This is a genomic window from Mycolicibacterium austroafricanum, from assembly GCF_902705885.1.
Classification (GTDB): domain Bacteria; phylum Actinomycetota; class Actinomycetes; order Mycobacteriales; family Mycobacteriaceae; genus Mycobacterium; species Mycobacterium vanbaalenii_A.
In genome coordinates this window covers 178,053-199,260 of the sequence record NZ_CACSIP010000023.1, presented here as the reverse complement: position 1 = coordinate 199,260, position 21,208 = coordinate 178,053, and the positions used below count along the sequence as shown (strand labels likewise).

The following is a 21,208-nucleotide window of genomic DNA, read 5'->3' as shown; positions in this document are numbered from 1 at the left end:
ACAAACCGTACTCTCGGGCTCATGATCGTGGCGTTCAGCATCAGTCCCTCCGGAGGCGACGAGACCGGCGGCGTCGGCGACGCGGTCGCCGAGGCGGTCCGGGTGGTGCGGGCCTCGGGCTTGCCCAACGAGACCAACGCGATGTTCACCAACATCGAGGGTGAGTGGGACGAGGTGATGGCGGTCGTCAAACAGGCGGTTGATGCCGTCGCCGCTGCGGCACCGCGGGTCAGTCTGGTGCTCAAGGCCGATATCCGGCCCGGCCACACCGGTCAGCTCACCGCGAAGGTGCAGCGCATCGAGCAGGCGCTCGAGCTCTAGCTCAGGACCGGACCAGCCGGGCGATAGCCGCGGACGCCTCGGCCAGCTTCGCGTCCGCCTCGGACCCCCCCGCTTCGACGGCGTGGGTGACGCAGTGGCCGAGATGCTCGTCCAGCAGCCCGAGCGCCACCGACTGCAGTGCGCTGTTGACGGCGCTGATCTGGGTGAGGACGTCGATGCAGTACTTGTCCTCGTCGATCATCTTCGCGATCCCGCGGACCTGCCCCTCGATCCGACGCAGCCGCTTGGCGTAGTTCTCTTTCTGCGCCGAGTAGCCGTGCAGGTTCGCGTCACCGGTGCCGGCCGCCCCCTCGGCTCTCCCCGCGTGTGGGTTCTCACTCACGGCCTGCCGCCCTCCAGCATCTGTTTCATCTGCACGATCTCGGCCTCCTGCGTCGCCACCATCGTCTTGGCCATGGCGATGGCGTCGACGTTCTTGCCGTGGGCGATCTCGGCCTTGGCCATCTCGACGGCGCCCTGGTGGTGGCTGATCATCGACTCCAGCCAAAGTCTGTCGAACTCCGTACCGCGCAGCGACTCCAACTTCGTCATCGTCGCGTCGTCGACCATGCCCTGCATGGGCTGGCCGTGTCCGGCATGGCCCTCCGCGCTGCCGTCCTCCCCGGTGTCACTGGCGGCCTCGGGGTTCTCGTTCCACTGCACCAGGAACACGTTCATGATGTTGATCTCGGGTTGCTGCACCGCGGCGATCTGATTTGCCAGTGCTGCCAGTTCGGGGTTCTCGGAACGCTCGGGGACCAGCTTCGACAGGTCGATGGCCTGCTTGTGGTGGGTGACCATGTTGGTGGCGAACGAGACATCGTCGGCGTTGTAACCTGCGGGCTCGCCGGTGATCACCGGCGTCTCGGGGATTTCGGGCCCCGCACCGTCGCCGGCCGAATCGGCCGAGCCGCCGCATGCCGCCAGGAGGAACGCCGCGAGCACCGCCGCGAACGCGGCCGACAGGCGGGTGGGGATCGAACGCATGTGACCAGCTTACTTGTACCCCGAGGGGGTATTCATATCGGTTTGGCCGGGGGAATTACCCGGGGGCATACTTGGGCGTATGCCCTCAGGTCCCGACAGTGAAGCCGCCCGTCGGGCGGATTCCGATGCTCTTCGCGCAAGCGGCTCATCGGCGCCCGACATAAAACCTCGCAGCCGCGACGTCACCGACGGCCTCGAAAGAACAGCCGCCCGCGGCATGCTCCGAGCGGTCGGCATGACCGACGACGACTGGGTCAAACCGCAGATCGGCGTCGGATCGTCGTGGAACGAGATCACGCCGTGCAACATGTCGCTGCAGCGGCTGGCGCAGGCGGTCAAAGGCGGCGTTCACGCCGGCGGCGGCTATCCGCTGGAGTTCGGCACCATCTCGGTGTCCGACGGCATTTCGATGGGCCACGAAGGCATGCACTTCTCCCTCGTCTCGCGAGAGGTGATCGCCGACAGCGTCGAGACGGTGGTGCAGGCCGAACGCCTCGACGGCACGGTGCTGCTGGCCGGATGCGACAAGTCGATCCCGGGCATGCTGATGGCCGCGGCCCGCCTCGACCTGGCCTCGGTGTTCTTCTACAACGGTTCGATCATGCCGGGCGTCGCCAAACTCACCGACGGCAGCGAGAAGGAAGTCACGATCATCGACGCCTTCGAGGCGGTCGGGGCGTGTTCGCGCGGGCTGATGTCGCGGGAGGACGTCGACATCATCGAGCGCGCCATCTGTCCGGGCGAGGGGGCCTGCGGCGGCATGTACACCGCCAACACGATGGCCTCGGCGGCCGAGGCTCTGGGGATGTCGTTGCCGGGCAGCGCATCCCCGGTGGCGATCGACAAGCGGCGCGAAGAGTACGCACGCAGATCCGGTGAGGCCGTGGTCGAGATGCTGCGCCGGGGCATCACCGCCCGCGACATCCTGACCAAGGAGGCGTTCGAGAACGCCATCGCGGTCGTCATGGCGTTCGGCGGTTCCACCAACGCCGTGCTGCATCTGCTGGCCATCGCCTGGGAGGCGAACGTCAAGCTGTCCCTGGAGGATTTCACCCGCGTCGGGCAGCGGGTGCCGCACCTGGCCGACGTCAAACCGTTCGGGGCGTACGTGATGAAACACGTCGACGAGATCGGCGGCGTGCCCGTGGTGATGAAGGCGCTGCTGGATGCCGGTCTGCTGCACGGGGATTGCCTGACGGTGACGGGCCAGACGATGGCGGAGAACCTCGCCCACATCGAGCCGCCGGACCCGGACGGCAAGGTGCTGCGGGCGATGAACAATCCGATCCACCCCACCGGCGGTATCACGATCCTGCACGGATCGCTGGCGCCCGAGGGCGCGGTGGTGAAGTCGGCGGGCTTCGACTCCGACGTCTTCGAGGGCACCGCAAGGGTTTTCGAGCGTGAACGGGCGGCCCTGGACGCCCTGGAGGACGGCACGATCACGCACGGCGACGTGGTCGTCATCCGCTACGAGGGCCCCAAGGGCGGCCCGGGGATGCGGGAGATGCTCGCCATCACCGGCGCGATCAAGGGCGCGGGCCTGGGCAAGGACGTGCTGCTGATGACCGACGGCCGGTTCTCCGGTGGGACGACCGGGCTGTGCGTCGGGCACGTCGCCCCCGAGGCGGTGGACGGCGGTCCGATCGCCTTCGTGCGGGACGGCGACCGCATCCGACTCGATGTCGGCAAGGGCACGTTGGACGTGCTCGTCGACGTCGACGAATTCGAGTCCCGCAAGGCGGGCTTCGAACCGCTGCCGCCGGTGTACAAGACCGGCGTGCTGGCCAAGTACACGAAGCTGGTCGGCTCGGCCGCGGTGGGCGCCGTCTGCAGCTGAGGGGCAGTCCGACCGTTACGTCCGTGCGCCCAACGGGAACGTGAGAACATCGCCTCTTGGAGTTGGCTCATCCGGTGGAGATTTCATGATTGGTCGTGTTGTTGCCGGAGCGTCGGCGGCGCTGGTCGTCCTCGGCGCCTGTCCGTCGGCTCCGCTGGCGGTCGCCGCCGAGGGTGATCGGACCATCCGCGTCCAGGACGGGCAGATCCGGTGTCTGTTCAGTTCCGAGGCGTACGGGGAAGGTGGCCGCCCGATGGCCATCTGCGGGAGGACAGACGGCACCCCGTTCGCCGTGTCGCAGGCGCCGCTCAATCTCGCCGCGGTGCGGGGCAGCGGAGAGTTCTTCTTCATGGCGGGCACGATTCCCGGCCCCGCATCCGAAGATGTCGTACTGGGCGCCGGGCAGACCTACCACTCGAATGGCTGGACGGTCACCACCCAGGACCTCCGGACTCTGATCACCTATGACGTCGGCGGTCACGGAATGCGCGTCAACCCCGTACAGGCCGGTGCCATCTGGGGTGTGACGCCACCAGGGGACACCTAGGGTACGACGAACGAATGCGGAACCGACTCGGAATCACCGGTGGCGCAGCCGCTGCCCTCGCCGCGCTCACGGTCGCTTCGACCCCGGCAGCCCACGCGTGGGGCGAGTACCCCGTGGCGAGCCCCGGGGCGTATCTGGTGAGCACGAGCCTCGCCGACAACGGACAGCCCTACCAATGCACCGCCGGGTTCACCGTCCGTACCGCTGGCGGAACACCGGCAATGCTCACCGCGGGGCACTGCGACAGGGACCCGATCAACGACACCGTGCTGCAGCGGACGCCGTCGGGCGATCGGGTGATCGGGCACTACGTGCGGTGGGAGGTGATCCCCGGCGTGCGTGACATCGATCTGGTGGATCTCGCAGCCAGCTCGGTTCCGCTGGTGAGCCAGGTGGATGCGATGCGCGTGTCGCGGGTGATGAGCGCCGAGGACATTCGTCGCGAGCAGCCGCAGCTGTGCAAGTCGGGTGCGCGCACGGGGGTGTCCTGTGGCCCGGTCACCGCGGTCACCGACACCCAGGTGTCCTTCCGCGCCTGGGACGACCTCGGCGACTCCGGCGCGCCGGTGTACGCCCGCCAGGCTGATGGCACCGTCGCCGCCGTCGGCATCCTGTTCGCCCACAGCGACGACGTGTTCGGTCGAATCGTCCACGCCACGCTGGTCGCGCCGGTCATGGCCCAATGGGAGCTCACGAACTGGGATTGAGTTCGGGCATGAGGACTTGACCCTCACGCGACGTGAGGCATCAGCCTGATCGATGTGACGCAGGAGATGCAGGTGGACGAACTCACGGTGGGCGAAGTCGCGGAGCGCTTCGGCATCACGGTCCGGACGCTTCACCACTATGACGACATCGGGTTGCTGACCCCGAGTCGGCGTTCGACCTCGGGTTATCGGGTGTACACGCCGACGGACCTGACTCGACTGTCGCAGGTCATCGTCTACCGCAGGCTCGAGTTGCCTCTCGACGAGATAGCGAGCCTGTTGGCCGAGGGCGACGAGGTCAGCCACCTGATTCGGCAGCGCGAACGCGTCATGTCCCGGCTCGACGAGATGCAGGGTCTCGTCGAGGCAATCGATCAGGCATTGGAGAAGGCAATGACGAACACCCCTATGACCGACGACGACATGCGTGAACTCTTCGGTGACAGCTTCGACGACTACCAGGCCGAGGCCGAGCAGAAGTGGGGCGAGACCGCAGAATGGAAGGAATCGCAGCGCAGGACGAAGTCCTACAGCAAGGAGCAATGGGTCCAGCTCAAGGCCGAGGGAGAGGCGGTCGAGAAGGCCCTGTCCGACGCCTTCCGCGCTGGGCTCCCGGCCGACTCCGAAGAGGCGATGAACGCCGCAGAGCAACACCGGCTTCATGTGGACCGCTGGTTCTACGACTGCCCGCCGGCCTTCCACCGCAACTTGGGCGACATGTACGTGAGCGACCCCAGATACGTCGCCACCTACGACGAGTCGTTCGGGCTGCCGGGTCTCGCGGCGTACTGCCGCGACGCGATCCACGCGAACGCGGACCGCGCTGAGCACTGACGTGTTCGGCAGTGCCGTCAGGCCGCGCTGAGGGCGATCCGCTCGATGCGCTGCAACGCGATCGCCAGCACCGGCAGGTAGGCCGGAGCCCACACCGGCGCGCTCATCCAGGCCCGGCAGCCGTTGTCGGCGGGTTCGACGCCGTGCTGGGTGGCCGGAACCCCGGCGACCCGCCATCCCCAGCTCCGGCCGGGGTCGAGGTCAGAGATGACGAAGGGCAGCGGCACCCCGACCGGCGTCCAAACCCGGCCGGTGGCCCCCAGCTCGAAACCGGAGCCGTCGAGTTGGGCGCCGGCGACGGTCGGGCCCCACTGCGGCCACGCGTCGAGGTCGACGAGGATGCGCCACACCACGTCCGCGGATGCCCCGATCTGTCTGTCCACTGTCCACATCACCGGTGGATACCCGAAACGCGCTGTCCACATGCGGAAACCGTCACGGAGCACCCGGCCGCTCGCGGTCGCCCAACAAGCCCGGGGCCCGGTCGCGCCTGCCGCCCCCGGAACCGTCGGGCAACCGGTCGAGCAGACTTCGCGCGGCTGCGGCGACGCGGGCACGATCGAATGTGATGACGGTGTCGAAGCGGCGGTCGTTGTTGGCCGTGCCGGTGCGCGGAGCAGGGTCCCGCTCTCGGGCGATCAACCCCGCGGTGGTGTCGGGACCGAGCACGAGAATCGTCCAGTCCAGCGCGAGCGGATCGTCGGCGTCCAGACACACTCCTCTGATGCCGGCGCCCGGGTCAGCGGGTACGTCCTGGCCGAAAATGACGACAAGCGGCGCTCTTTCAGCCAGATCCGCATAGATGGTGCGGGTGTCGCCGTGGAAGTTGCGGTACTGCTGCAGTGTCGCCAGGAGGATCGGCGGGCTCTCGGCGGAGACGGCGACACGCTCGATATGGCGCGACAGCTGGAGGAGCGTCCGTCGGCGGACCACACGACTCGGCAATTCCACTGTCGCACCATCGAAGGACGTAACACCCGCGGGCGCTGACGAGCGGGTGCGCCAGCCCTGCCAGGGACGGTCACCCGGTTCGATGGTCGACTCACCGGGACGGCCGAACCGATAGCCCTGGCCCAGGGTGGCACCGTAGGCCAGCGCCTGCTCCAAGTGCTCTTCTGTCTCGATGCCCTCGGCGAGGATCGTCGCATCGGTCCGCTCGGCATACGCCATGATCGCTGCCACGGTGCGGGTCTGCAGCCAATCCGGCTGCCGCTGAACCAACTTCAGATCGAGTTTGACGATATCGGGATTCACGATGTCGAGCAGTGCCAGCGAGTCAGCATGCGCACCGACATCGTCGAGGGCGATGACGATGCCCCGGGACCGCAGATCGGCGACCTTGCGGAGTAGCCCCCTGGGGTTGCTCAGCAGCCCGCGCTCGGTGAGCTCGAACACCAGGCGGAACGACTCGAGCGCCTCGGTCAGCCTCCTGTCGGCGAACAGATCGGTGGCGACGGTGGTGGGTTCACAATTGATGAACAGCAGCTTTCCCGCTTTGCAGCCCCCCGCGAGCGCACCTGCCACGGCCGACCGAATGCACTCCCGGTCGAGCAGATTCAGTGTTGCGTTGCGCTCGGCGTGTGCGAAGACATCGGCGGTCGTGTGCCCCTCCAGAGACGGCCAGCGCGCCAACGCCTCGCAGCCGACCGGTGTCTCGGTGGGCAGCGAAACGACAACTTGGAACGTCGGCACGATCCCTTTGCCCGCGGCCGCCTCGTCGAGAACGTCGGTCATGGGGTTTGCCTCCCGCGTTGCACGATGTGTGGTGGCCTGGTCCCGACAGCCGCACCGATCGACTCTGTCCGACTCATGCGGCCACTACCTGACGACCGCCACCGCGAAGCCGTCCCAGTTCTTGGCGCCGACCGTCTGAATGGCCGCGGTGTCCAGCCTCGGGTGTGCGCCCATCATGTCGAGCATGTCGCGGATGGCCTGCGCCTGCCGATCGGCGGGTTCGGGGTCCAGCACCCTGCCGTTGCGCGCGATGTTGTCGACCACGATGACTGTGCCCGGCCTGCCGAGGGTGATCGCCCACTGGACGTAGGCGACGTTGTTCTCCTTGTCGGCGTCGATGAACACCAGGTCGAACGTGTCGCCGCGCTGCTGCAGGGTCGGCAACGTATCCAGCGCGGCGCCGACGATCACCTCGACCCGGTCGGCGACCTCGGCGCGTTCGAGGTTGCGCCGGGCCAGGTCGGCGTGGGCGGCCTCGTACTCCAGCGAGACGACGGCGCCGTCGGCGCCGACAGCGCGGGCCAGCGCGATGGTGCTGTAGCCGGCCAGGGTGCCGATCTCGAGCACCCGACGGGCACCGGCGATGCTCACCAGCAGCGACAGCAGCTTGGCGTGCTGCGCGGAGACCTCGATGGGCGGCATGCCTTCGGCTTCCGCAGAGTCTCTGGCGGCCCGCATCGCGTCGTCCTCGGTGTGCAGGACACGGGTGAACAACTCGTCGAGCAGGACCCAGTCGGGCGTAGTCACGGCTGCGACGTTACCGCGGCCCCGGTGGCCGGTGTTTCCCATCCGGAGCACCGGGGTACCTGCCCGCAGCAACCCAGGAAAGGTGACACCGATGAGCCTGACGAGTCGAGGTCGTGCCGCCGCGCGCAAGACCATCCGTGTACAACACCGTGTCGCGCTGTTCCAGGCACTGCTGTGGCCCACGCTGGTCGGCACGGCGCTGGTCGCGGGGGCGACGGTGGCGCTGAAGCTTCGCGCCAATCGGGCATCGTCCGCGTCGGCGCCCTCCGAGCCGTACATACCGTCGGCGCCCTCGAGCCCCTCCAGCCCCTGAGCCCGGCCGATCAGCGCACCCCTTCTTTGGCATAGACGACCCGCAGCACATAGGCGACCTCGGGTCCCATCACCGTCGCGGCGAGCTCACCGAACGTCACCACGAACTCCGGCCCGTGCGGGGGGTCTGATTCCGTGAGGTGGTGCGCGATCTCGTGCAGCACCACCAGTTCCCGTAGCGCCCAGGCGGCCCTGCCCTGGGGCACCGCGATCGCCGCGTGGTCACCCACCCGTTCGTAGTGCGCCGCGGTGGCACCTCGGCGCGGCCGAACCCGCAGCGGTGCGGGCGCGGGCCACCGCTCGAGCACCGCCGGATGCGCCAGCACCTCGTCGACGTAGCGTTGCACGGCTTCGGCCGACCCGAACCGCGCCTCCGGCGGCAGCGTCAGTCGGGTGCCGAAGAACTCCACCACCGGATCGCCGTGCTCGGCACTGCGGTCGAACAGTGTGCGAACGAATTCCTCTGCGGCGTAGACCTTTGCGCGCTGGGAGTCGCGACTCACCTCTCCAGCGCCGAGCGAGCGCCCGCCAACTCGGAGCCGCCACCCAGCCTGGCCCGGCGGCCGGCCCGGTCCCCCGCCCGTCGGGCCGCCGACGAGTAGCCCGCCGTCGCGCTCGTCGCGCGCCATGTTCCGCGGGCCCGGGAGGCCTGACGGTAGTAGTCCTTGAGCTCGAGATCCTTGTTGCGCAACGCGATCGCGGTGCCCGCCACGCTGGCGGGCCCGTGCGTCGCTTCCTGCTGCGCCTGCTGACGCGCCTCGGCCAACCGCTGGCCGACCCTGGCTCCGAAGGCGAGTTGGAAGTTGATCCGAGCGGTGATCGTCGGTGTCGGACGATGGGCTCCCGAGGAGATGTAATCCTTCGACGCCCGGACCATCTGCATGACCAGGCTGGTGTAGAGCGCGTGGCTGGCGTCGATGTCCTCGGCGAAGCCGTAGGCGTAGACGAACGTCGAATTGGAGGCGATGTCGCACTTGACGTCGTTGGCCATCGCGATCACCACGAACAGTTGCACGTAGGTGCGCAGCCCGCGGGCACCGGGCTCGCCGATGGTGATGGTGCGCTGCACCGGTGTCTGCGCAGTCGTGCGCTTGTCCGCGTGGGACCGGGCCACGGCCAGGTCGATCGAGGCCGCGGTGGCCAGCCGTTGCGCGGCCGCCATGAAGGCATCGGCCTCGTGTTGGTTGTCGGTGCCCTCGGCCTGGCGCAGCAGCGCCGCGATCCGGCCCAGCATCTTGTCGTCGGTACTCATGATCGCGAGGCTAGGGGACCAGTACGACTTTTCCGCGGGTGTGGCCGGCCTGCAGGTAGCGGTGCGCCTCGGCCGCCTCGCCGAGCGAAAACACCTTGTCCACCGTCACTTCCAGCCTGCCTTCGTCCGCGAGCTTGATCAGTTCCGGGCGGGCGGCGTTGCGGATCTCCTGGCCACCGTCCGCGCCGGTCAGCGCCGCGATGCCCAGCTCACCGGCGCGGCCGAATCCGGCGATCGTGGCGATCCGGGCACGGTCGGCGACCAGTTCGATCGACGTGTCGAGCGCCTCGTCGGTGCCCACCAGGTCCAGGGCGGCGTCCACGGTTCCGATGGCACGTACCCGATCGGCCAGCCCGGGGCCGTAGGCGACCGGGTGGGCGCCGTATCCGCGCAGCTCGTCGTGCCTGGCGGCGCTCGCGGTCGCGATCACCCGGGCACCCCTGGCGGCGGCCAACTGCACCGCCATCAGGCCGACTCCGCCGCCGGCGGCGTGGATCAGCACGGTATCGCCCGTCCCCACATCCGTTTTCATCAACAGGTGCCAGGCGGTGGCACCGGCGAGGATCAAACCGGCCGCCTCCTCGAAGCTCAGCCCGGCGGGCTTGTGCCCGACGTCGCCGCCCGCGACGACGACCTGCTCGGAGTAGCCGCCGCGGACGTTGGTGGCGATCACCTCGTCCCCGACCGACAACGGGCCGGTGTAGCCGTGCGCGCCGGGACCGACGGCCGCGACGACTCCCGCCACCTCCATACCCACCGGCATCGGAAGCGCCGCAGGATCATCGCCCATGGCGCCGCTGTACAGCTTGAAGTCGATCGGGTTGGTGCCCGCGGCGCAGACGTCGACGAGGACCTGGCCGTCCCCCGGAGCGGGAAGCTCGATGTCCTCTATCGCAAGGACTTCGGGCCCGCCGTAGGCCTGGGCCACCACCGTTCTGGTCATCACGGCGAGTGTAACCGTGCCCGACGCGAACTACTTCCCGACGAACCCGTCCAGCGCGGCCACCAGTTGCGGCGAAAGCGGATCCTGTCTGGCGTAGTTGGCGATGCTGTCGGTCGGATCGTCGCGCAGCACGTGACTGACGCCCTCGAGTTCGACGACCGTCAACGCAGTGTGCTGCAGCGCCTCGACGAGCGGCTGGACGGCTTCGCAGCGGGCCTGGCTGTCGGCGTCCGAACAGGTGAGCAGCACCGGGGTACCGTCGGGCACCGCGGCCGCCAGCGCCAGTGGGTCGATCTTGTCGGCCTCCACGACAGCCTTGACGTTGCCCGCGTTCACGATCGAGCCCAGGCCGTCGGGCAGCGTGTCCGGCACCGTGCCCTCGGTGCGGATCTGCTCGACCGCGGCCCGCCACGCGGCCACCGTCTCCGGTGAGCCGTCTGCCGTGACCCGGTTGGTGATGATGTCGAGATACCGTCCCGGCAGCGGCTGGAACAGGCCGAGAGAGTGCACCTTCGGCGCGCCGGGCGCCACTTCGCCGGCCAGCGCCATGGCGTGGAGCGTGCCCTCACCCAACGCGTACACCGACAGCCGCGCCGGGTCGCTGGCGGGGCGCTCGGCGAGGAACCCGAACGCGGCTTGCGCGCCGGCGGTGTACACGGCGCTGCCGACATCCTGCGGGTTCTGCGCGAACGGCCCCAACCCCGTCCTGCCGGTGCCCACCTTGTCATAACGCAGGCTGGCCACCCCGCGCTCGGACAGCAGCTCCGCCAGTTGACGCATGTTGCCGATCGGCCCCGCGACCTGGTTGTCACCGTTGCGGTCGGTGTTTCCGCTCTCGGAGATCAGCAGCGCCGCCGCGTCGGGCGAGTCCTCGGAGCGGTGCCGGTAGGTGCCGTGCAGGGTCAGTCCATCGGCGTCGAACGTCACCTCCTCGTCCACCCAGGTGGGCTGCTGCTCGACGTCCGACGATGAGCACCCTACTAACATGACCGCCAATGAAAGAGCAACAGCAACAAGGAATTTCACAGCTTCGCCCCGATCCAGGCGGTGACGTCGTCGAGTACCAGCGCCTGTTCGGGCTCGTTGAACACCTCGTGGTAGAGCTCCGGATAGACCTTCAGATGCACGTCGGTGGAGCCCACACATTCGATCAGGCGACGGCTCCCCTGCACCGGGATCAGCCTGTCCTGCTCGCCGTGCACCACCAGCAGCGGCGCGGTGATGGCGCTCGCCCGTTGCGGCATCGTCTCGCCGACGCCGATCAGCGCCCGGGCGATACCGGCGGGCAGTTTGCCGTGGTACACCAGCGGATCCGACTCGTAGGCGGCGACCACCGCCGGGTCGCGGGAGACGGCGTCGGCGGGCAGCTCCTCGACCGGCACCCCGGGTGCCAGCCTGCCCAGGACCTTGGCCACCCGCACCATCACGGGTGACACCGACGCCTGCGCGTCGACGGCGGGTCCGGACAGCACCATGGCGGTGTAGTCGCCGGGATGCTCGGCACCGTAGGTGAAGACGATGCCGCCGCCCATGCTGTGGCCCACCACGATGCGGGGCAGGTCGGGGTGCTCGGCGGCGGCGATGCCGACGAGGGTGTGGAAGTCGCCGGTGTACTCGGAGATGTCCCGCAGATACACCCGCTTGCCGCCGGACCGGCCGTGTCCGCGGTGATCCAGCGCGTAGGTGATCAGGCCGGCCTCCGCGAACCGCGCCGCGACGTGGTCGTAGCGGCGGGCGTGTTCGGCGTAGCCATGGGCGAGGACAACCACNCCGCGGGCGGGCGGGTCGGGNGNCCAGACGTCATAGACGATCCGGACACCGCCGATGCCGTCGAAACTGCGTTCGCTGTGGGTCACGGGCATCCACGGAGACTATCGGGCCGGAGCGGACTTCCTCCGTTCGCGACCGCGCCGTTCTCGGCCGTTCTTGTCGGGACCCCTGCGTAAGCTGAAGTCCGTGACTGTGTTGGCCCTCGATGATGCCGGCGCCGAGGACGCGTTTCTCGCCGATGCGCAGCGGTACCGGCGGGAGTTGCTCGCCCACTGCTACCGGATGACGGGATCCCTGCACGACGCCGAGGATCTGGTCCAGGAAACGTACCTACGTGCCTGGAAGTCGTACAAAGGGTTCGAGGGCAAATCCTCGGTGCGGACGTGGCTGTACCGCATCGCCACCAATACGTGCTTGACGGCGCTGGACGGGCGCAAGCGGCGGCCCCTGCCGACCGGTCTGGGGGCTCCCGCCGGCGACCCCACCGCCGACATTGCCGAACATCACGAGATCCCGTGGCTGGAGCCGCTGCCGGACAGCCCGCGGGAGGACCCCTCGGATCCGTCGGTGATCGCCGAATCCCGGGAGTCAGTCCGGCTGGCGTTCGTGGCGGCGCTGCAGCACCTGTCACCACGGCAGCGCGCCGTGCTGATCCTGCGTGAGGTGTTGCAGTGGAAGGCTGCCGAGGTCGGGGCCGCCATCGGTGTGTCCACCGCGGCGGTCAACAGTCTGCTGCAGCGGGCCCGGGCTCAGCTCGACGAGGTGCAACCGAGCCGCGAAGACCAGCTCGTCCCGCCGGACTCCCCGGAGGCCTCGGATCTGCTCGCCAAGTTCATCTCCGCGTTCGAGACCTACGACATGGACAAGTTGGCCGAGCTGTTCACCGCCGACGCCGTGTGGGAGATGCCGCCGTTCGACGGTTGGTACCAGGGTCCGCACAACATCATCACGCTGTCGCGGACCCACTGCCCCGCCGAGAAGGCCGGCGACATGCGGTTTCGCGCCATCACCGCCAACGGTCAGCCGGCGGCGGCGCTGTACCTGCTCAACCCCGGCACCGGAACCCACGAGGCGTTCCAGCTGCACGTGCTCGACGTCCGGCATGGCGGCATCGCCCATGTGGTGGCCTTCAAGGAGGACGGGCTGTTCGAGAAGTTCGGGCTGCCGGCCACGTTGTAGCACCGCGCATCAGCGGATCCGGGCGAGCACCGCGTCGATGACGGAGCCGAGGGCACGCAGCTGCGCGGCGGACAGACCGTCGAACATCACACTGCGCACCAGCTCCACGTGCCCGGGGGCGGCGGCCTCGAGCGCCGACCGGCCCGCCTCGCTGAGGGTCACCGTGGCGCCCCGGCGGTCGTCGCCGTCGCCTTCGCGGTACAGCAGACCGCGCCCGCGCATCCGTCGCAGCTGATGGGAAACCCGGCTCTGTTCCCAGCCGATCAGATCGCCGAGCTCGTTGATCCGCATCGGACCGCGTTCCGACAGCGCGACCAGGACGTCGTAGTCGGACAGCGAGAGCTCGCAGTCCCGCTGCAGTTGACGATGCATGGCGGTCTGCAACCTGCTCGTCATCGCCAGGTAGTTGCGCCAGATGCGCTGCTGCTCGTCGCTGAGCCACTCCATCGAACCACCCTACCCGGAATACATGACGTGTCATACATGTTGTCGGCTGCAGGCCCGCCGCCTAGGCTGACAAAGACTCCCGAGGAGTGACCCGTGATGACCAGTGCCGCCAGCAGCGTCGATATCCGACGCGCCGATGACCGCGCGAAGACCCAGATCGCCTGGCTGGATTCCAAGCACTCGTTCTCGTTCGGCAGCCACTATGAGCCCGAGAACACCCATCACGGCTTGCTTTTGGTCAACAACGACGACGTGGTGAAACCGGGTGCCGGGTTCGACACCCACCCACATCGCGACATGGAGATCGTCACCTGGGTGATGCGCGGTTCGCTGGTCCACCAGGACTCCACCGGCCATTCGGGCGTCATCTACCCGGGACTGGCGCAGCGGATGTCCGCGGGCAAGGGGATCCTGCACTCGGAGAAGAACGACTCCTGGACGCTTACCGGCCAGCAATCCCACAGCGACCCTGTGCATTTCGTTCAGATGTGGGTGGTGCCCGATGAATCGGCAATCACCCCGGGGTACCAGCAACTCGAGATCGACGACGAGCTGTTGCAGGGCCGGCTGGTGCCGATCGCCTCAGGCATGCCCGAGCACCGTGACGCCGCGGCGATCACAATCCACAACCGCTACGCCGCACTGCACGGCGCCCGCCTGCAGCCGGGGCAGAGCGTCGAGCTACCCGAGGCTCCGTATCTGCACCTGTTCGTGCCCAGGGGTGAGGTCGCACTCGAGGGCGCAGGCCCGCTGCACGAGGGGGATGCGGTGCGGTTCACCGCCACCGGAGGCCAGCGCATCACCGCCACCGAGCCGTCGGAGATCCTCGTCTGGGAGATGCATGCGAGCCTGGCTGCGGCATAACCGAACTGGAGCAGCGCTGCTGGGCGTGGTGCTGCTCGCGGGGTGCACCGAGGCGCCGGCCCCGCAGGCCACCTCACCCGCTTCACCTGTACCCAGCGAAACACCCACATCTCCCCCGCCGCCGGCCACCGAGTTGGCCGCGGTGCCGGTGCAGGTCGCTGCCGATCGTGCCGACGCACCGTTCGACGAACCGCGTGAGGCGCTCATCCCGCAGGGGTGGACGTTGTCGGTGTGGGCGCGCACCGACAAACCGCGGCTGGCGACCTGGACCCCCGACGGCGAACTGCTGGTGTCGGTTCCCAGCGCAGGCAGGGTGCTGCGGTTCGTCCCGTCGGCGGACGGGGCGCCCGAGGAATCGGTGCTCCTCGACGGCCTCGACCAGCCACACGGCCTGGCCTTCGCCGGATCGACTCTTTATGTGGCACAAAGCGATCAGGTCGACGCCTACGACTACGCCGCAGGATCGGCGGTCAACCCGCGGGTCATCGCGGGCGGTCTTCCCGACGATCGCAGCCCGGAGTTGCGGGGCGCTTACTCGCATGTGCTGAAGAGCGTCGCGGTCGGCGCCGACGGCGCGGTCTACTTCTCGATCGGCTCGACAGGCAACATCTCGGCAGCGGACCGCACCGCCGACCCACCCCGGGCGACGATCATGCGGGTGCCGCCCGGCGGCGGGCCGGCCACACCGTTCGCCACCGGCGTCCGCAACGGCACCGGGCTCGCGGTCGCGCCGGACGGCGCGGTGTGGACGGCGGTCAACGGCCGGGACAACGTCGCGTTCCCCGAGCCCGGACCGCAGTACGGCCAGGTCATCCAGGAGTACGTCGACGATCATCCGCCCGAGCAGTTCGCCGAACTGACGCCCGGCCGTGAACTGGGCTGGCCCTACTGCAATTCGGATGGCGGGCCGGCGGATCTGCCGTTCATCCGGGACGTGCAGACCAATCCCGACGGAAACCAGATGGATTGCGCGTCCCTGCCGCCGGTGGAACAGAGCTTCGGGGCACACTCGGCGCCGCTGGGCCTGAGCTTCGTTGATGGCGGGCTTCCCGAACCGTATGCGTCCGGCGCGCTCGTCGGCATCCACGGATCGTGGAACCGGCAGCCGCCGCGCCCGCCGGAGGTGTCGTTCTACCCGTGGCGCGACGGCGAGATGGGCAACCAGCAGACCCTGGTCGGCGGTTTCCAGGACCAGGACGGATCCCGCTGGGGGCGGCCGGTGGCCGCGGTCGCCGGCCCTGACGGAGCGGTGTACATCACCGACGACGACGCCGACGCCATCTACCGGCTCGCGCCGCCCGGTTAGGCACATCGTCGGGCGTCGAACCGACACATCCACGTTTTGCACACGATCACTCGCACTTTTCCTGCAAAAGGTGGATGTCCGAAGCGGGACCCCTGCGGCCGCCCGATCAGGCCGATTCCGTCAGCTGGTTGAGCACGGTCGTCATCTTCTTCTCGGTGTCCCCGGCACGTTTCACGAACGCCCGCTTCATCACCGGGCTGAGTAGCTTGGCCGCGCCGTACATTTCCAGTTCGGCGTCGTAGGTGATCGCCGAGCCTGCCCCGGCGGCTTCGACGGTGATGGCGTCGACCGAGCTCGACGACTTGTTCTCGCCGACGAAGACCACCTTGTGGTCGGTGAGCTCGGCGAGTTTGTATGTCAACTCCGCGGTGACGCCGAGCATCTTCGACACGTTGTGCCAGTAGGCCCCCTCGGCAACGGGTCCGGTGCCGACACGCTCACAGCTCTTGGTGCCGGCATCCCACTGCTCGGAGTTGCCGAAGTCCTTCAGATAGTCGATCACGACTCCCGGCGGCGGGCTGACGGTGAACTTTCGCGTCACAGAAGGCATGCCTACGGGTTACCCATTCGGCGCAGGCCGACCCGTGGTCAATTGTGACGTTCGCCGGTTCCAGCAAACGACGTAGCGACCCCGTCGCGACCGGTCCGTGATGCCGCTGTGACCAAAGTTGACAGTGTGTCTACTGGGATTATTGTTGACTTGCTCGATCTGTCTGTCACTCATCTGCCGATAGGAGCCGCTGGTGAGGACTCCCGTCGCAAACTCACGGCCCTTCACCGCAGGCGCCAGGACCGTCGCCGCGATGCTGGTCGCGGTCGCGCTCGCGGCCGCGGGGAGCGCGCCGGTCGCCGCAGCCGCCGGGGCGCGTGAGTTGCTTGCGGGCGCGATCGCCAACACCCGCGGCTCCTACCTCGTCTACAACTTCGGCAGCGGACACCCCGCACCGATGCTCAACGCCGCCGGCAACTGGTACGAGATGAACAACGGCGGCCGGCTGATGATCATCAAGGCCGCGTCGCAGCGGCTCGCCCCGCGACTGCTCACCGATTCCCACACTGGCTACCAGGCCCGCTGCGAACGCGATCCCCGCGCACGCACCGCCGAGGGCCTCTGGCAGGCCTCGGAGATCTACCCGCCGCTGCAGGCGTGGCAGGCGCTCGGACAGCCGACGATCGCGATCAACGCCAACTTCTTCGACGTGCGCGGCCAGCAGGGCGGGTCGTGGAAGACGACCGGATGCAGTTCACCGCTGGGTGCCTACGTCGACAACACCCGGGGCCTGGGGCGCACCAACACCGCGGTGACCGGCACCCTCGCCTATGCCGGAAAGCAGGGCTTGTCGGGTGGTAACGAGACCTGGACGGCGCTGTCGACGATGATCATGCCGGTCGCGGGGGCGCCGTTCGTGGTGTCGCCGCGCAGTACCGACGACTACGACGCCGCCACCCCGGTCATCACCGATCTGCTCGACAAGGGCACGCGGTTCGTCGCCGTCGCCGGTCTGGGCCTGCTGGCACCCGGGGACACCGGCCAGCTCAACGACCCGGGGCCGAGCGCGGCGCGTACCGCGATCGCCTACGCCCGGGACCGCGACGAGATGTACGTGTTCCAGGGAGGCAGCTACACCCCCGACCAGATCCAGGATCTGTTCCGCGGGGTGGGCAGCGACACGGCCGTGCTGCTCGACGGCGGCGGATCCTCGGCGATCGTGCTGCGGCGCGACACCGGCGGCATGTGGGCCGGCGCCGGCGCGCCCCGCGGCTCGTGCGACACCATGGCGGTGCTGTGCGATTCGCGCGAACGCGCGCAGCCCGCCTGGCTCGGCTTCAACTGACACCCCACCCCGCCGGAACGGTATTCCAGCACGCGAATCCCGCCAAAAGCCCTGCTGGAATACCGTTCCGGCGGGGGGTTCAGGTCGCTCGCAGGGCGGATTCGGCGGCGGCCCGCGTCTGCGCGGCGTAACCCGCGCCGAACAGCGCGACGTGCGCAAGCAACGGATAGAGCTGGTGCAGCCCGATGCGGTCGCGCCAACCGGCGCGCAACGGGCGCTGCGACTGATACCCGTCGAGCACCGCCTCCAGATGCGGGCACCCGAACAATGCCAGCATGGCCAGGTCGGTCTCACGGTGCCCACCGTGCGCGGCCGGATCGATCAGCACCACTCCGCGCGGGGTCCACATCACGTTGCCGCTCCACAGATCCCCGTGGAGCCGACACGGCGGGTCGTCGTCGTCGAAAACACCTGCGGCACAGCGGTCGACGACGGCGGCGACGGCGGCGACGGTGGCAGTGTCCAGCAGCGGCGCCGCGCGTTCGGCCATCGGCGTCAACCGGTGCGCCGCATAGAACGCTCCCCAGGAGTCCTCACAGCTGTAGGCCATCGGTAGCGGCTGCTGCAAGGGTCCGAAGAATCCCGGCCCCGACCAGCCCGCGGGCGGTGCGCCGAAGCCGGCGGCGCCGGCGTCGTGGGTGCGGGCCAACTGCGCGCCGAACTCGTGCGCCGACGATCGCTCTGGGCCGGCGGCCGCCAGCCGCTCCAGCGTCAGGGAGCGTTCGTCGACGCGCAGCACCCGCGCGCACGGCACGCCGTCGGCAGCGGCGGAGAGCCACTGCAGACCCGCGGCTTCACAGGCGAAGAAGCCGAGCGGTGCCGCCGCATTGTGCTTGACGAAATCCACGTGGTCGACACTACGGACCACGACTCCGACGGACTCAGCGTCGGCACCGCTCGGCTTGTGGCCGATACGCCTCAGGGAAACAGTTGCGCTGCACCGCACCCCTCAGGCGGTAATACGCATCTCGCTGACTTTGTTCGCGGCGAGGCGGAATGTGAAAGTGCTGGGTCCGTTGAAGCCGTCACCACCGACCTCAGTGATGACGACGACCTCGGCGTCATCGGTGCAGTAGAAATGAACCACCTTCAGCGACACGCCTTTCCCGATGAACTCAGCGTCGCTCCAGCGTTGAATCTCATCGGATCCATGGAACTTGCGTCCCCAATCGTCGACGATCCCTCGGTACGGAGCGAACGCTGCGAGGAACGCCTCGGTATCACCAAGGTTGGCAGCGTCGATCAGGGCGCGGACCTGCGGGGCCAGCGCCGGGGTCATCGATTCGGCGCGAGCATCGACCACCCGGCCGAGGCGGCCGTCCGGCTGATGGTGGTCACGATGTCTCGTCACTCGGATCGGGCTCGCCCGTCTCGGGTGTGTCGGTATTCGCACCGTAGTTGGGGTTGGTGCAGATCGTTCCCTCACAGGGCACAAATGACCCGTCACCGTTGGGATTGGGAATAGCATCGGGTCCGACAAAGGAGCCGACCGGGCAGGCTGGATCTTGATTTGTTGCGCAGTATTCCGGTGAAACGTCATTGCCTGTCGAACCGTCGGCTGCCGGCGGCACGGTGCTGGGCACGGCAGAGGACGGCGCTGGAGCCGGCGGCACGGTGGTGTCGGTGACGATGACCGTCGGGGTTGGACTGGGGGCGGTCGGCTGGTTGCACGCTGGGACCACCATGCACATGGCAGCAGCGAGGACCAGCGCAATCCGTTTGCTCATCTAGATCATCTCCTTGGGTGAGTTGGGAGCGGCGTTGCCATCACCCGGCGCCCGCTTGCCCACTGTCGCTCTGCCGTTGTGGATGCTCACCATCACCGCGTGGTGTAACCGCCGTTGGCGAGGATGGTTTGTCCGGTGATCCACCAGCCCTCACCGACCAGGAACCGCACCAGGGACACGATGTCCCGCGGGTCGGTCAGGCCGGTTTCGGTGAACTTCGACAGATCGGCGGCATTCTGGTTGTACTCAGCGGATTCCTTGGTTTCCTGACCGTAGAAGAACGGCGTCTCCATGGGCCCCGGCGCCACCGCGGTGACCGAGATCCCCCGTTCTCCATACTCTTTCGACGCCGCACGGGTGAAGTGCTCGACGGGTGCTTTTGACCCGGCATAGATCGAGTACAGGCCGGTGTAGGCGGAGAGCAACGAGGTCACTACGGTGAGCAGCTTCCCGCGATCGGCCAGGTGTTCACCCGACTGTTGGATGAAGAACAATGCCGTCTTGGAGTTGATCGCGAAGATCGTGTCGTAGTCCTCTTCGGTGATCTCCGACAAGGGCTTCTTGATCACCATGCCGGTGGTGTTGATCGCGATGTCGATCGACCCCATTGCGGTCTTGGCATCTGCGAACAGTTTGCGCACTGCCGCGGCGGTGGTGAGGTCGGCCTGCAGCAGGTGGGCGGTCGCGCCGGCCTGCTCGATGGCCGACGCCGTTTCCTCAGCTGCCTGACGGGTGGATTCGCTGTTGTAATGCACCGCGATGGCGCGGGCGCCCTGTTCGGCCAGATCGCGTGAGATCAGTCCGCCCAGATTCTTGGCCCCGCCGGCAATCAGGACATTTTTGCTGGTGATGGTGTTCTCGGTCATCGTCTCTCTTCCCTCGATTTGCGGCCGGACGATATCTTGAGGCGATAATCAGGGACCTTCGAAAAACTGGACCACTGTCGAAAAGCCACGCGAGGAGGGATGGCTATATGGCGGTGTGGGACGGACAACGCCCCCTCAGCGAACGCTCGGTGGTGGCCGCGCGCGGCATGCAACTCCAGGGCCTGGATTTCCGATTCGTCGCTGAAAGGGTCACCGCCCCCACCGACTGGTGCTTCCAGGAGCCGCACCACCTGTTCGTGATTCACCGGCGGGGTCATCTCAAGTCGATGGACATCGATTTCGAAAGTGGGCCGTCGGGCCAGTGCCTACCCCGCGTCGGCGATGTGTGGGTCATTCCCGCAGAACATCGCTACGCGGCGCTGGCCCAGGGCGCCATGGTCGGTTTCTGCGAGATCGTCATGCCCACCTCGGTTTTGGGTGATCGCGGGTTGGCTCCGCGGGTCGGACATCAGGACACCCTGTTGCACCGCCTGGTGGAACGCCTCGCCGGTCAGATCCCCCAGGACGGCGCCCCGGCGACCTTGCTTCGGCAGTCGCTCGCCGAGACCATTCAGTTGCACATCGCCGACTACTACGCAACAAATCCCCGGCGCTCACCGGCCGGGATCGCCGGGCGGGAGCTCGATCGGCGAGCGCAACAGATCGTGATCGACTACCTGCATTCGGAACTGGACAGCCGCATCGACCTCGACGAACTGGCCGCCACGGTGGGGATGACAGCCCGCGGCTTTCTGCCCGCCTTCTCGGCGGCCTTCGGAACGACCCCGCACCAATACCTGATCGAACAGCGCATCCAGCGGGCCAAGACGCTGCTACTCGCGACTGCGGCCAGCATCACTGAGATCAGCTGCAGTGTCGGCTTCTCCACCCCCAGCCACTTCGCTACGACGTTCAAGCAACGGGTCGGCGTCAGCCCGACCACCTATCGAAACAACCTCTAGGACAGCGACTCTCGACTTCCCGGGGCGA

General features: G+C 68.0%; 27 protein-coding genes and 1 pseudogene. 12 read left to right on the top strand and 16 right to left on the bottom strand.

All coding sequences use genetic code 11. The annotated features are described in order from the left end of the window. Window positions 1-21 precede the first annotated feature (21 nt). Window positions 22-321: a thiamine-binding protein gene (locus BEMPMBAN_RS16545; RefSeq protein ID WP_159231897.1), complete on the top strand. Its 300-nt coding sequence runs from the start codon at window positions 22-24 to the stop codon at window positions 319-321. 1 nt (window position 322) lies between these two features. On the opposite strand, the gene ricR is transcribed toward BEMPMBAN_RS16545, so the two are convergent. After that, window positions 323-604: a copper-sensing transcriptional repressor RicR gene (gene ricR / locus BEMPMBAN_RS16540; RefSeq protein ID WP_159232125.1), complete on the bottom strand. Its 282-nt coding sequence runs from the start codon at window positions 602-604 to the stop codon at window positions 323-325. A gap of 56 nt (window positions 605-660) precedes the next feature. Beyond that, on the bottom strand, window positions 661-1,308 hold the full coding sequence (locus BEMPMBAN_RS16535; protein WP_159231895.1) for a DUF305 domain-containing protein: 648 nt from the start codon (window positions 1,306-1,308) through the stop codon (window positions 661-663). Between the two features lie 79 nt (window positions 1,309-1,387). Here BEMPMBAN_RS16535 and ilvD point away from each other — a divergent pair, with 79 nt between their 5' ends. The 4 genes from ilvD to BEMPMBAN_RS16515 all read left to right on the top strand — a co-directional run bounded on the left by ilvD (window position 1,388) and on the right by BEMPMBAN_RS16515 (window position 5,236). Beyond that, window positions 1,388-3,148 (top strand): dihydroxy-acid dehydratase, encoded by a 1,761-nt coding sequence (gene ilvD, locus BEMPMBAN_RS16530; RefSeq protein WP_159231893.1) that lies wholly within the window; start codon window positions 1,388-1,390, stop codon window positions 3,146-3,148. Between the two features lie 85 nt (window positions 3,149-3,233). Further along, entirely contained in the window at window positions 3,234-3,695 is a 462-nt protein-coding gene (locus BEMPMBAN_RS16525) for a hypothetical protein (protein ID WP_234897511.1), read from the top strand. A 14-nt stretch (window positions 3,696-3,709) separates the two neighbouring features. Further along, the gene (locus BEMPMBAN_RS16520) at window positions 3,710-4,402 is read left to right on the top strand and encodes a chymotrypsin family serine protease (protein ID WP_159231892.1); all 693 of its coding nucleotides are present in this window, start codon (window positions 3,710-3,712) and stop codon (window positions 4,400-4,402) included. A gap of 72 nt (window positions 4,403-4,474) precedes the next feature. Beyond that, window positions 4,475-5,236 carry a MerR family transcriptional regulator gene (locus BEMPMBAN_RS16515; protein ID WP_159232114.1) on the top strand — a complete coding sequence of 254 codons (762 nt, stop codon included), beginning with the start codon at window positions 4,475-4,477 and terminating at the stop codon, window positions 5,234-5,236. Between the two features lie 17 nt (window positions 5,237-5,253). Here the strand turns inward: BEMPMBAN_RS16515 and BEMPMBAN_RS16510 are convergent, their stop codons facing one another. The 3 genes from BEMPMBAN_RS16510 to BEMPMBAN_RS16500 form a co-directional block, all read right to left on the bottom strand. After that, the gene (locus BEMPMBAN_RS16510) at window positions 5,254-5,628 is read right to left on the bottom strand and encodes an SRPBCC family protein (protein WP_159232112.1); all 375 of its coding nucleotides are present in this window, start codon (window positions 5,626-5,628) and stop codon (window positions 5,254-5,256) included. A 43-nt stretch (window positions 5,629-5,671) separates the two neighbouring features. Next, on the bottom strand, window positions 5,672-6,970 hold the full coding sequence (locus tag BEMPMBAN_RS16505) for a sensor domain-containing phosphodiesterase (protein ID WP_159231890.1): 1,299 nt from the start codon (window positions 6,968-6,970) through the stop codon (window positions 5,672-5,674). Between the two features lie 84 nt (window positions 6,971-7,054). Beyond that, the gene (locus BEMPMBAN_RS16500) at window positions 7,055-7,717 is read right to left on the bottom strand and encodes an O-methyltransferase (protein WP_159231889.1); all 663 of its coding nucleotides are present in this window, start codon (window positions 7,715-7,717) and stop codon (window positions 7,055-7,057) included. Between the two features lie 91 nt (window positions 7,718-7,808). Here BEMPMBAN_RS16500 and BEMPMBAN_RS16495 point away from each other — a divergent pair, with 91 nt between their 5' ends. Then, a complete protein-coding gene (locus BEMPMBAN_RS16495; protein ID WP_159231886.1) occupies window positions 7,809-8,030 on the top strand; it encodes a hypothetical protein in 222 nt (73 codons plus the stop codon). A gap of 10 nt (window positions 8,031-8,040) precedes the next feature. Here the strand turns inward: BEMPMBAN_RS16495 and BEMPMBAN_RS16490 are convergent, their stop codons facing one another. The 5 genes from BEMPMBAN_RS16490 to BEMPMBAN_RS16470 are packed head-to-tail and all read right to left on the bottom strand — an operon-like array spanning window position 8,041 to window position 12,086. Next, window positions 8,041-8,532 (bottom strand): TIGR04338 family metallohydrolase, encoded by a 492-nt coding sequence (locus BEMPMBAN_RS16490; RefSeq protein WP_159231885.1) that lies wholly within the window; start codon window positions 8,530-8,532, stop codon window positions 8,041-8,043. Then, entirely contained in the window at window positions 8,529-9,281 is a 753-nt protein-coding gene (locus BEMPMBAN_RS16485; protein ID WP_159231882.1) for a DUF2786 domain-containing protein, read from the bottom strand. The genes BEMPMBAN_RS16490 and BEMPMBAN_RS16485 overlap by 4 nt, the downstream gene beginning before the upstream one ends. 10 nt (window positions 9,282-9,291) lie before the next feature. Then, window positions 9,292-10,224 carry an NADP-dependent oxidoreductase gene (locus tag BEMPMBAN_RS16480; protein ID WP_159231881.1) on the bottom strand — a complete coding sequence of 311 codons (933 nt, stop codon included), beginning with the start codon at window positions 10,222-10,224 and terminating at the stop codon, window positions 9,292-9,294. 30 nt (window positions 10,225-10,254) lie between these two features. After that, entirely contained in the window at window positions 10,255-11,211 is a 957-nt protein-coding gene (locus tag BEMPMBAN_RS16475) for an alpha/beta hydrolase family protein (protein WP_159231878.1), read from the bottom strand. Between the two features lie 35 nt (window positions 11,212-11,246). After that, the gene (locus tag BEMPMBAN_RS16470; RefSeq protein WP_159231877.1) at window positions 11,247-12,086 is read right to left on the bottom strand and encodes an alpha/beta hydrolase; all 840 of its coding nucleotides are present in this window, start codon (window positions 12,084-12,086) and stop codon (window positions 11,247-11,249) included. A 64-nt stretch (window positions 12,087-12,150) separates the two neighbouring features. Between BEMPMBAN_RS16470 and BEMPMBAN_RS16465 the strand changes: the two genes are divergently transcribed. Continuing rightward, the gene (locus tag BEMPMBAN_RS16465; protein WP_159231874.1) at window positions 12,151-13,173 is read left to right on the top strand and encodes a sigma-70 family RNA polymerase sigma factor; all 1,023 of its coding nucleotides are present in this window, start codon (window positions 12,151-12,153) and stop codon (window positions 13,171-13,173) included. 9 nt (window positions 13,174-13,182) lie between these two features. Here BEMPMBAN_RS16465 and BEMPMBAN_RS16460 read toward each other — a convergent pair whose 3' ends face one another. Beyond that, on the bottom strand, window positions 13,183-13,620 hold the full coding sequence (locus BEMPMBAN_RS16460; RefSeq protein ID WP_159231871.1) for a MarR family winged helix-turn-helix transcriptional regulator: 438 nt from the start codon (window positions 13,618-13,620) through the stop codon (window positions 13,183-13,185). Window positions 13,621-13,716: 96 nt separating this feature from the next. On the opposite strand from BEMPMBAN_RS16460, the gene BEMPMBAN_RS16455 reads away from it, so the two are divergent. Beyond that, window positions 13,717-14,484 (top strand): pirin family protein, encoded by a 768-nt coding sequence (locus BEMPMBAN_RS16455; RefSeq protein ID WP_159231869.1) that lies wholly within the window; start codon window positions 13,717-13,719, stop codon window positions 14,482-14,484. Beyond that, window positions 14,462-15,790, top strand: coding sequence for a PQQ-dependent sugar dehydrogenase (locus BEMPMBAN_RS16450; RefSeq protein ID WP_159231867.1), 1,329 nt, complete (start codon window positions 14,462-14,464; stop codon window positions 15,788-15,790). The genes BEMPMBAN_RS16455 and BEMPMBAN_RS16450 overlap by 23 nt, the downstream gene beginning before the upstream one ends. 106 nt (window positions 15,791-15,896) lie before the next feature. Here the strand turns inward: BEMPMBAN_RS16450 and BEMPMBAN_RS16445 are convergent, their stop codons facing one another. Then, complete coding sequence (locus BEMPMBAN_RS16445; protein ID WP_159231865.1) at window positions 15,897-16,340, bottom strand: SRPBCC family protein; 444 nt, start codon at window positions 16,338-16,340, stop codon at window positions 15,897-15,899. Between the two features lie 193 nt (window positions 16,341-16,533). Here BEMPMBAN_RS16445 and BEMPMBAN_RS16440 point away from each other — a divergent pair, with 193 nt between their 5' ends. Beyond that, the gene (locus BEMPMBAN_RS16440; RefSeq protein WP_425294982.1) at window positions 16,534-17,625 is read left to right on the top strand and encodes a phosphodiester glycosidase family protein; all 1,092 of its coding nucleotides are present in this window, start codon (window positions 16,534-16,536) and stop codon (window positions 17,623-17,625) included. A gap of 79 nt (window positions 17,626-17,704) precedes the next feature. On the opposite strand, the gene BEMPMBAN_RS16435 is transcribed toward BEMPMBAN_RS16440, so the two are convergent. The 3 genes and pseudogenes from BEMPMBAN_RS16435 to BEMPMBAN_RS16425 all read right to left on the bottom strand — a co-directional run. Next, entirely contained in the window at window positions 17,705-18,493 is a 789-nt protein-coding gene (locus BEMPMBAN_RS16435; RefSeq protein ID WP_337761915.1) for a fructosamine kinase family protein, read from the bottom strand. Between the two features lie 81 nt (window positions 18,494-18,574). After that, window positions 18,575-18,976, bottom strand: coding sequence for a nuclear transport factor 2-like protein (locus BEMPMBAN_RS16430; RefSeq protein WP_337761914.1), 402 nt, complete (start codon window positions 18,974-18,976; stop codon window positions 18,575-18,577). Further along, window positions 18,960-19,193: pseudogene (locus BEMPMBAN_RS16425) on the bottom strand (mesocentin); the annotation flags it as partial. The gene BEMPMBAN_RS16430 and the pseudogene BEMPMBAN_RS16425, both read right to left, overlap by 17 nt. Here BEMPMBAN_RS16425 and BEMPMBAN_RS16420 point away from each other — a divergent pair. Continuing rightward, entirely contained in the window at window positions 19,165-19,356 is a 192-nt protein-coding gene (locus tag BEMPMBAN_RS16420; RefSeq protein WP_200846016.1) for a hypothetical protein, read from the top strand. The pseudogene BEMPMBAN_RS16425 and the gene BEMPMBAN_RS16420 overlap by 29 nt on opposite strands. An 88-nt stretch (window positions 19,357-19,444) precedes the next feature. On the opposite strand, the gene BEMPMBAN_RS16415 is transcribed toward BEMPMBAN_RS16420, so the two are convergent. Further along, window positions 19,445-20,218, bottom strand: coding sequence for an SDR family oxidoreductase (locus BEMPMBAN_RS16415; protein ID WP_159231861.1), 774 nt, complete (start codon window positions 20,216-20,218; stop codon window positions 19,445-19,447). A 107-nt stretch (window positions 20,219-20,325) separates the two neighbouring features. On the opposite strand from BEMPMBAN_RS16415, the gene BEMPMBAN_RS16410 reads away from it, so the two are divergent. Next, on the top strand, window positions 20,326-21,180 hold the full coding sequence (locus BEMPMBAN_RS16410; protein WP_159231860.1) for a helix-turn-helix transcriptional regulator: 855 nt from the start codon (window positions 20,326-20,328) through the stop codon (window positions 21,178-21,180). Window positions 21,181-21,208: the final 28 nt, after the last annotated feature.

What these genes read in the sequence shown, in the direction of transcription:
- BEMPMBAN_RS16545 (WP_159231897.1), top strand. Translation starts at nt 22, where the DNA reads ATGATCGTGGCGTTCAGCATCAGTCCCTCCGGAGGCGACGAGACCGGC.
- BEMPMBAN_RS16535 (WP_159231895.1), bottom strand. Translation starts at nt 1,308, where the DNA reads ATGCGTTCGATCCCCACCCGCCTGTCGGCCGCGTTCGCGGCGGTGCTC.
- ilvD (WP_159231893.1), top strand. Translation starts at nt 1,388, where the DNA reads ATGCCCTCAGGTCCCGACAGTGAAGCCGCCCGTCGGGCGGATTCCGAT.
- BEMPMBAN_RS16525 (WP_234897511.1), top strand. Translation starts at nt 3,234, where the DNA reads ATGATTGGTCGTGTTGTTGCCGGAGCGTCGGCGGCGCTGGTCGTCCTC.
- BEMPMBAN_RS16520 (WP_159231892.1), top strand. Translation starts at nt 3,710, where the DNA reads ATGCGGAACCGACTCGGAATCACCGGTGGCGCAGCCGCTGCCCTCGCC.
- BEMPMBAN_RS16510 (WP_159232112.1), bottom strand. Translation starts at nt 5,628, where the DNA reads ATGTGGACAGTGGACAGACAGATCGGGGCATCCGCGGACGTGGTGTGG.
- BEMPMBAN_RS16505 (WP_159231890.1), bottom strand. Translation starts at nt 6,970, where the DNA reads ATGACCGACGTTCTCGACGAGGCGGCCGCGGGCAAAGGGATCGTGCCG.
- BEMPMBAN_RS16495 (WP_159231886.1), top strand. Translation starts at nt 7,809, where the DNA reads ATGAGCCTGACGAGTCGAGGTCGTGCCGCCGCGCGCAAGACCATCCGT.
- BEMPMBAN_RS16485 (WP_159231882.1), bottom strand. Translation starts at nt 9,281, where the DNA reads ATGAGTACCGACGACAAGATGCTGGGCCGGATCGCGGCGCTGCTGCGC.
- BEMPMBAN_RS16480 (WP_159231881.1), bottom strand. Translation starts at nt 10,224, where the DNA reads ATGACCAGAACGGTGGTGGCCCAGGCCTACGGCGGGCCCGAAGTCCTT.
- BEMPMBAN_RS16475 (WP_159231878.1), bottom strand. Translation starts at nt 11,211, where the DNA reads ATGTTAGTAGGGTGCTCATCGTCGGACGTCGAGCAGCAGCCCACCTGG.
- BEMPMBAN_RS16460 (WP_159231871.1), bottom strand. Translation starts at nt 13,620, where the DNA reads ATGGAGTGGCTCAGCGACGAGCAGCAGCGCATCTGGCGCAACTACCTG.
- BEMPMBAN_RS16455 (WP_159231869.1), top strand. Translation starts at nt 13,717, where the DNA reads ATGACCAGTGCCGCCAGCAGCGTCGATATCCGACGCGCCGATGACCGC.
- BEMPMBAN_RS16450 (WP_159231867.1), top strand. Translation starts at nt 14,462, where the DNA reads ATGCGAGCCTGGCTGCGGCATAACCGAACTGGAGCAGCGCTGCTGGGC.
- BEMPMBAN_RS16445 (WP_159231865.1), bottom strand. Translation starts at nt 16,340, where the DNA reads ATGCCTTCTGTGACGCGAAAGTTCACCGTCAGCCCGCCGCCGGGAGTC.
- BEMPMBAN_RS16415 (WP_159231861.1), bottom strand. Translation starts at nt 20,218, where the DNA reads ATGACCGAGAACACCATCACCAGCAAAAATGTCCTGATTGCCGGCGGG.
- BEMPMBAN_RS16410 (WP_159231860.1), top strand. Translation starts at nt 20,326, where the DNA reads ATGGCGGTGTGGGACGGACAACGCCCCCTCAGCGAACGCTCGGTGGTG.